Source organism: Microbulbifer halophilus, assembly GCF_026183675.1.
Lineage (GTDB): Bacteria > Pseudomonadota > Gammaproteobacteria > Pseudomonadales > Cellvibrionaceae > Microbulbifer > Microbulbifer halophilus.
On sequence record NZ_JAPIVK010000005.1, the window covers coordinates 160,180 to 167,746 of the forward strand.

A 7,567-nucleotide genomic window follows, 5' to 3' on the forward strand; every position below is an offset into this window, starting at 1 on the left:
AGTGGCGTTGCTGACCGCTTGCAGTGTGCAGACGGCGCGCAGCGAGGCGGTCCCGGCGCTGCTGGTGAGCCCGGATCCATCGGTCCATGCGGTGTTGGAGAGAACCGTCTCCCAGGCACTGAACGGTGCCTCCGCCAACCTGGCCGATGACGCCCTGACTCGGCAGAGTAATCTTATCGTGGAGCGCCGGCCTTTGCGCAGCCTGCAGGAGCCCGGCGGCCTGCACGGCCGCAAACTGGAAAAACCGGAAAAATTCCGCCTGATGACCGACGGTGCCGAATGCTGGCTGCTGAAATCGTCCGACGGCAGTCGCTGGCCGCTGCCGGGCGTCCGCTGCGTTCCGGAAGCCTAGACGAGGTGAGGTAGGAGCCTGCTTGCAGGCGAAGGGTTTTCGCCTGCAAGCAGGCTCCTACGGGAGGACGCGGCTTTACCGCAGCAGATTGGACAGCCTGGCGCTGGGCTTCTCCGCCGCCCGGTAGATCAACGCGATCTTGCCGATCTCCTGCACCAGCTCGGCGCCGCTTTTCTCGCACAGCTCGCCGATCACCTCGCGACGCAGGTCGCGGTCGGCCACCACCAGCTTGACCTTGATCAGTTCGTGATCCTCCAGCGCCCGCTCCAGTTCTTCCAGTACGCCTTCGGTCAGGCCCTTGCCGGCGACGGTAACCACCGGTTTCAGGTTGTGCCCCACGGTGCGCAGGGTTTTTTTGCGGTCGGCGGTTAAAGGCATACAATACTCCATTACCACTATATAGATACCTATTGTAGGAGCGGCGGGGCGGATGGCCGCCCCGCCGCTCCTGCAACGGATGTTGTAAACAGAGCATTGTACCCGATGGGCCGATCCAAGAGCAGTCACCGCTGGNGTACCCGATGGGCCGATCCAAGAGCAGTCACCGCTGGCTGCGAGAGCATTTCAACGACCAATACGTCAAGCAGTCGCAGAAAGAGGGTTATCGCTCCCGCGCCAGCTACAAACTGTGGGAGCTGCAGAAGAAGGACCGGCTGATCAAGCCGGGCATGACGGTGGTGGACCTGGGCGCGGCGCCGGGCGGCTGGTCCCAGGTGGCGATGGAACTGGTGGGTCACAAGGGCCGGGTGCTGGCCTCCGATATCCTGCCCATGGACGCGCTGGCCGGCGTGGAATTCGTGCTGGGCGACTTTACCGAGGAGTCGGTCCTCAACGAGCTGCTCGACCGCCTGGGCGAAGAGCGGGCCGACCTTGTGATTTCCGATATGGCCCCCAATATGAGTGGTGTGCGCGACGTCGACCAGCCGGCCTCTATGTACCTGGTGGAGCTGGCGGTGGACATGGCGCGACAGGTACTGAAACCCGGCGGCGCCTTCGTCGCCAAGGTGTTTCAGGGCGAGGGGTTCGACGCGCTGATCCGCGACCTGCGGGCCAGCTACAGCAGCGTGGTGACCCGCAAGCCCGGCGCCTCCAGGCCCCGCTCGCGCGAGGTCTATCTGGTGGCGCGGGGCTTCAGGGGCTGAAAGGCCGGTCCGGGCCATTTCTGGCCGACGCCCCGGTATGGTATAAGCGTTCCTGCGCCAGCGGGCGCGGAGATGCACATGCCTATACTGGTGTGGCTGAATAGTATTGCGGCACAGGGCGTGCCGCCTGCCGGGCCCGCCCGGCGACAGGGTAAACAACGCAAGAGGGCGATCCCTTTGAACGATATGGCAAAGAATCTTGTACTGTGGTTGATCATCGCGGCGGTGCTGCTGATGGTATTCCAGAACTTCAAACCACAGTCCCGGGACGAGTCCCTCAGCTATTCCCAGTTCGTGCAGGATGTGCAGGCCGGACAGGTGGAAAGTGTGGTCGTCGACGGCCTCACCATCACCGGCGAGAAGAACGACGGCAGCCACTTCAAGACCATCCAGCCGCGGATCATCGACGACGAGCTGACCAACGAGCTGGTGCGCGGCAATGTGGAGTTCGTCGGTCGCGAGCCGGAATCCCCCAGCATCTGGCAGCAGTTGCTGGTGGCCAGCTTCCCGATCCTGATCATTATCGCCGTGTTCATGTTCTTCATGCGCCAGATGCAGGGCGGAGGTGGCGGCCGCTCCGGCCCCATGTCGTTCGGCAAGAGCAAGGCCCGCCTGCTGGGCGACGACCAGATCAAGACCACCTTCTCCGACGTGGCGGGTGTGGACGAGGCCAAGGAGGACGTTCAGGAACTGGTGGAGTTCCTGCGCGACCCGAGCAAATTCCAGCGCCTGGGCGGCGCCATCCCCCGCGGCGTGCTGATGGCGGGCCCGCCCGGCACCGGCAAGACGCTGCTGGCCAAGGCCATCGCCGGCGAGGCCAAGGTGCCCTTCTTCTCCATCTCCGGTTCCGACTTCGTGGAGATGTTCGTGGGCGTGGGCGCGTCCCGCGTGCGCGATATGTTCGAGCAGGCCAAGAAGCAGGCCCCCTGCATCATCTTTATCGATGAGATCGACGCCGTCGGTCGCCACCGCGGCGCCGGAATGGGCGGCGGTCACGACGAGCGCGAGCAGACCCTGAACCAGTTGCTGGTGGAAATGGACGGCTTCGAGGGCAACGAGGGCGTGATCGTCATCGCCGCCACCAACCGCCCGGATGTGCTCGACCACGCGCTGCTGCGCCCGGGCCGTTTCGACCGCCAGGTGGTCGTCAGCCTGCCGGATATCCGCGGCCGCGAGCAGATCCTGAAAGTCCATATGCGCAAGGTGCCGGTGGACGACAAGGTGTCCGCGCAGACCATCGCCCGCGGCACCCCCGGCTTTTCCGGTGCCGACCTAGCCAACCTGGTCAACGAGGCGGCGCTGTTCGCCGCCCGCGCCAACCGCCGCACCGTGACCATGGAGGAGTTCGAGCGGGCCCGCGACAAGATCATGATGGGCGCCGAGCGCAAGTCCATGGTCATGAGCGAGAAGGAAAAGGTGAACACCGCCTACCACGAGTCCGGCCACGCGATCATCGGCCGCCTGGTGCCGGAGCACGACCCGGTGCACAAGGTCACCATCATTCCCCGCGGCCGCGCCCTGGGGGTGACCCAGTTCCTGCCGGAGGAGGACAAGTACAGCATCTCCAAGCGCGCCATCGAGTCGCAGCTGTGCTCCCTGTTCGGCGGCCGCATCGCCGAGGAGATGACCCTGGGCGTCGACGGCGTCACCACCGGCGCCTCCAACGATATCGAGAGGGCCACCGAACTGGCGCGCAATATGGTCACCAAGTGGGGCCTGTCCGAGAAGCTCGGCCCGCTGCACTACGGCGAGGACGAGAGAGGCCAGCCCGGCGCCGGCAACCCGGTGTCCGGCAAGACCACCTACGAGATCGAGGCCGAGGTGCGCCGTATTATCGACGGCTGCTACGAGCGAGCGCAGACGCTTCTGGAGGAGAACCGCGATATCCTCGAGGCAATGAAAGACGCGCTGATGGAATTCGAAACCCTGGACGCCGAGCAGGTGGGCGACCTGATGGCGCGCCGCAAGGTGCGCCCGCCACAGGATTGGCACGACAGCGACCTGGGCCCCGGCGGCAGCGCCAGCGGCGAGACCACCGGCGAGGGCGAGAAGCCCATCGGCGGCCCCGTCAGCGACCACTGATTGACCGGGATTCCCGGAAACCCGAAAGCGAGCTCCCCTCTCCCGCCGGGAGAGGGGCCTGCCGGTGCCTCCCCGGCTTCCCTACCTACACCAATAACACCTCATCCAATGCATCTAACCTGCGGCAACCACACCCTGGACCTCACCCGCCCGGCGGTCATGGGCATTCTCAACATTACCCCGGACTCCTTTTCCGACGGCGGCAGCTACTACGCCGGCGACCGGCTGGATCCGGAGCTGGCGCTGAAGCGTGCCGAGCAGATGCTGGCGGAAGGCGCGGCCATCATCGACGTGGGTGGGGAATCCACCCGCCCCGGCGCGGCGCCCGTGTCCGAACAGGAGGAGCTGGATCGCGTGGTGCCGGTGGTGGAGGCCATCGTCTCCCGACTGGGCGCCATCGTATCCGTGGACACCAGCACACCGGCGGTGATTGCCGAGTCGGCCGCCGCCGGTGCCGGTATGATCAACGACGTGCGGGCCCTGGAGCGCCACGGCGCCCTGGAGTCTGCGGCGCAGACCGACCTGCCGGTCTGTGTCATGCATATGCAGGGGCAACCCGGCACCATGCAGCGGGACCCGCACTACGACGACGTGGTGGCCGAAGTGGGCGCTTACCTGCTGCAACGGCTGCACGCCTGCGAGGATGCCGGTATCCCGCGCGGGCGGCTGGTCTTCGATCCCGGCTTCGGCTTCGGCAAGAACGACGCGCACCACCTGGCGCTGATGCGGAACCTCCCGCAACTGGCGCCGTCGGATATCCCGCTGCTGGTGGGTGTATCGCGCAAGTCGATGGTCGGCCGCCTGCTGGACCGGGACGTGGAGGACCGCCTGCCCGGCAGCCTGGCCTTGGCCATGCTGTCCGCCCAGCGCGGCGCAAAAATCCTGCGGGTCCACGACGTCGCCGCCACGGTGGATGTCCTCAAAATGCAACAGCTGGTGGACGCCCAAGGCAATTGAACCGAGGGGAGAGGGCCGCCGACGGCCGCCCCGAAACCAGCCGTAGGGTGCGCCGCGCGCACCGCAAACCCGGAAAAACAGAGAAGTACAAAACATGGCGAGAAAATATTTCGGCACCGACGGCATTCGCGGCCGCGTAGGCGAGGGCGTGATCACGCCCGATTTCATGCTGCGCCTCGGCTATGCCGCCGGCAAGGTGTTCGGCGAAATGGCCGCCGACAAGCGCGCCGGCCGTCCCAGCATCCTGATCGGCAAGGACACCCGCGTATCCGGCTATATGTTTGAGGCGGCGCTGGAGGCGGGCCTGATCAGTGCCGGTGTCGACGTGGGCCTGCTGGGGCCCATGCCCACGCCGGCCATCGCCTACCTGACGCAGACCTTCCACGCCAGCGCCGGTATCGTGATCAGCGCCTCCCACAATCCCTACCAGGACAACGGTATCAAGTTCTTCGGCGCCGAGGGCAGCAAGCTGCCGGACCGGCTGGAACAGCAGATCGAGGCGGCGCTGGAAGAGCCGATGACCACCGCCCCGGATCTGGGCAAGGCCTGGCGTATCGACGACGCCGCCGCCCGCTACATCGAATTCTGCAAGGCCTCGGCGCCCTGGGGCTTCTCCCTGGAGGGACTGAAAGTCGTGCTGGACTGCGCCAACGGTGCCACCTATCACATCGCGCCCAAGGTGTTCCGCGAGCTGGGCGCCGAGGTCTCGTCCATCGGTGTGAGTCCGGACGGTGTCAATATCAACCTGGAGTGCGGCTCCACCAAACCGCAGCGGTTGCAGCAGGCGGTGCGGGAAGAGGGCGCCGACCTGGGAATTGCTTTCGACGGCGACGGCGACCGCGTCCTGTTCGTCGACCGCAACGGCGAGCTCGTGGACGGCGACCAGTTGCTGTTCCTGATCGCCATCCACCGCCATCAGTTCCTCGGCGGCTGCAGCGGCGTTGTCGGTACCCTGATGAGTAACTACGGCTTCGAGCTGGCCCTGGGCGAGCTCCAGATTCCGTTCGCGCGGGCCAAGGTGGGCGACCGCTATGTGCTGGAGAAAATGTATGCCAACGGCTGGAAACTCGGCGGTGAATCCTCCGGCCATATCATCTGCGCCGATGCCACCACCACCGGTGATGGCATCATCTCCGCCCTGCAGGTGCTGCGGGCCGTGTGCGATTTTGGCGAGCCGCTCGAACAGTTGAAAGGGCGCATGAAGATGTTGCCCCAGCATATGATCAACGTGCGCCTGGCGCACCGGGACGGGGTGCTGGATCACGGGGACGTCAAGGCCGCCGTCGGCGCCGCCGAGACCGAACTGGCCGGTCGCGGCCGGGTGCTGCTGCGCCCGTCCGGCACCGAGCCCCTGATCCGGGTCATGGTCGAGGGCGAGGACAGCGTGCAGGTGGAAGAGCTCGCCGGACAGATCTCGGCGGTGGTCGAGCGGGTCGGGAACGCATAAATGCGGAGTGCGGAATACGCGGCGCGACACTGCGCGGTGGATATGGCCGGGGCCGCGACCCGGCGACTGAGGAGCCCGGCAACTCGATCGCGGCCAGCGGCCGCTCCCGGCCGGACCGCCCTGCAGCACGGAGTCGGCGCGCGTATTCCGCATTCCGCATTTACATTCCCCGGCAATATCGCTAAGATCTGCGCCCCTTGAAGGAGCACACATGCGTACACCGCTGGTAGCAGCCAACTGGAAAATGAACGGCAGCCGCGAGTTTGCCGAACAATTTTTTGCCGGGCTCGATCTCGGTGGCGCTACTGCCGAGGTGGCCATCTGCCCCCCGTTCCCCTACCTGCCACTGGTGGGGGAGAAGCTGAAAGGGCTCGGGGTGGCACTGGGTGCCCAGAACCTCAGCCGGGAGACCTCCGGGGCCTTTACCGGCGAGGTTTCCGCAGAGATGCTGCAGGATATCGGCGCCCGCTACGCGATAGTGGGGCACTCCGAGCGCCGCAGCCTCTACGGCGAGAGCAGTGAGCTGGTGGCGGGCAAGTTTATCGCCGCCCAGGCGGCCGGCCTGGTGCCGATACTCTGTGTCGGGGAGACCCTGGAGGAGCGCGAAGAGGAGCGCACCCTGGCGGTGATTGGCTCCCAGATCGAGGCCGTGATCGACGCGGCCGGCCCGGGCATCTGGAACAGGGCGGTCGTCGCCTATGAACCGGTCTGGGCTATCGGCACCGGCAAGACAGCCACGCCGGAACAGGCGCAGCAGGTGCATGAATTCATACGGGGGCAGCTCGGTGAAGCCGGCGCTGCAGTACAGATCCTGTACGGCGGCAGCGTCAAGAGCGGCAATGCCGAGACCCTGTTCGCGCAGCCGGATATTGACGGTGCGCTGGTGGGCGGCGCATCCCTGGATGCGGAAGAGTTTGCCCAAATCTGCCGCGCCGCGGGTTAGAATCCGGCGCGCAGGTACAACGGAATATTGAACAACGGGCTTTCGGGCCCCGATAGCGAGCTTCCTGAAAATGGAAAAATTGGTTTTAATCTTTCACGTCCTGACCGCGCTCAGCATTATCGCCCTGATCCTGCTGCAGCAGGGCAAGGGCGCTGAAGCGGGGGCCTCTTTCGGCGCCGGCGCCTCCCAGACCGTGTTCGGCAGCCAGGGCAGCGGCAACTTTTTCTCCCGCCTGACCGCCATCATGGCCACCGTTTTCTTCGTCACCAGTCTCGGCCTGGCACTGCTGGCCAAGCGCGATGCCGGTGCGGGTATCGACACGGACATGCCGCAGGCGCCGGCCATTGAGGAAAGCCAGCCGAGCGAAGTGCCGGCGATGGAGAGCGATATTCCCGAGCTGGACGAGCCCGCCGCAGAGGTGCCGTCCGCCGACGAGATTCCGCAGACAGGTGAACCGGAAGGGGAGCCGCAGTAACAGTTTTCAGCCCAGGTGGTGGAATTGGTAGACACGCTATCTTGAGGGGGTAGTGGCCTCTGGCCGTGCGGGTTCAAGTCCCGCCCTGGGCACCAACATCGAAAGGCACTCGCGAGAGCGAGTGCCTTTTTTTATGTGTGCCAGGCATGGCGCGTAGCGCCGTGACTGG

General features: G+C 65.6%; 8 protein-coding genes and 1 tRNA gene. 8 read left to right on the forward strand and 1 reads right to left on the reverse strand.

Annotation, left to right across the window (positions count from 1 at the left end):
• Position 1: 1 nt before the first annotated feature.
• Positions 2-352: a hypothetical protein gene (locus OQE62_RS04495; protein ID WP_265720797.1), complete on the forward strand. Its 351-nt coding sequence runs from the start codon at positions 2-4 to the stop codon at positions 350-352.
• 75 nt (positions 353-427) lie between these two features.
• Here the strand turns inward: OQE62_RS04495 and OQE62_RS04500 are convergent, their stop codons facing one another.
• Entirely contained in the window at positions 428-730 is a 303-nt protein-coding gene (locus OQE62_RS04500; RefSeq protein ID WP_265720798.1) for a YhbY family RNA-binding protein, read from the reverse strand.
• Between the two features lie 143 nt (positions 731-873).
• Here OQE62_RS04500 and rlmE point away from each other — a divergent pair, with 143 nt between their 5' ends.
• From rlmE to OQE62_RS04535, 7 genes are all read left to right on the forward strand, one after another.
• Positions 874-1,494, forward strand: coding sequence for a 23S rRNA (uridine(2552)-2'-O)-methyltransferase RlmE (rlmE, locus tag OQE62_RS04505; RefSeq protein ID WP_265720799.1), 621 nt, complete (start codon positions 874-876; stop codon positions 1,492-1,494).
• Positions 1,495-1,680: 186 nt separating this feature from the next.
• A complete protein-coding gene (gene ftsH / locus OQE62_RS04510; RefSeq protein WP_265720810.1) occupies positions 1,681-3,576 on the forward strand; it encodes an ATP-dependent zinc metalloprotease FtsH in 1,896 nt (631 codons plus the stop codon).
• Positions 3,577-3,684: 108 nt separating this feature from the next.
• Positions 3,685-4,533 carry a dihydropteroate synthase gene (gene folP, locus OQE62_RS04515; RefSeq protein WP_265720800.1) on the forward strand — a complete coding sequence of 283 codons (849 nt, stop codon included), beginning with the start codon at positions 3,685-3,687 and terminating at the stop codon, positions 4,531-4,533.
• A 94-nt stretch (positions 4,534-4,627) separates the two neighbouring features.
• Positions 4,628-5,980: a phosphoglucosamine mutase gene (gene glmM / locus OQE62_RS04520; RefSeq protein WP_265720801.1), complete on the forward strand. Its 1,353-nt coding sequence runs from the start codon at positions 4,628-4,630 to the stop codon at positions 5,978-5,980.
• Between the two features lie 211 nt (positions 5,981-6,191).
• On the forward strand, positions 6,192-6,923 hold the full coding sequence (gene tpiA, locus OQE62_RS04525) for a triose-phosphate isomerase (RefSeq protein ID WP_265720802.1): 732 nt from the start codon (positions 6,192-6,194) through the stop codon (positions 6,921-6,923).
• A gap of 70 nt (positions 6,924-6,993) precedes the next feature.
• Positions 6,994-7,398 (forward strand): preprotein translocase subunit SecG, encoded by a 405-nt coding sequence (secG, locus tag OQE62_RS04530; RefSeq protein ID WP_265720803.1) that lies wholly within the window; start codon positions 6,994-6,996, stop codon positions 7,396-7,398.
• Positions 7,399-7,407: 9 nt separating this feature from the next.
• A tRNA-Leu gene (locus OQE62_RS04535) sits at positions 7,408-7,493 on the forward strand.
• The last annotated feature ends 74 nt before the right edge of the window (positions 7,494-7,567 follow it).

Coding starts and splice junctions, on each gene's coding strand:
- OQE62_RS04500 (WP_265720798.1), bottom strand. CDS start 730: ATGCCTTTAACCGCCGACCGCAAAAAAACCCTGCGCACCGTGGGGCAC.
- rlmE (WP_265720799.1), top strand. CDS start 874: ATGGGCCGATCCAAGAGCAGTCACCGCTGGCTGCGAGAGCATTTCAAC.
- ftsH (WP_265720810.1), top strand. CDS start 1,681: ATGGCAAAGAATCTTGTACTGTGGTTGATCATCGCGGCGGTGCTGCTG.
- folP (WP_265720800.1), top strand. CDS start 3,685: ATGCATCTAACCTGCGGCAACCACACCCTGGACCTCACCCGCCCGGCG.
- glmM (WP_265720801.1), top strand. CDS start 4,628: ATGGCGAGAAAATATTTCGGCACCGACGGCATTCGCGGCCGCGTAGGC.
- tpiA (WP_265720802.1), top strand. CDS start 6,192: ATGCGTACACCGCTGGTAGCAGCCAACTGGAAAATGAACGGCAGCCGC.
- secG (WP_265720803.1), top strand. CDS start 6,994: ATGGAAAAATTGGTTTTAATCTTTCACGTCCTGACCGCGCTCAGCATT.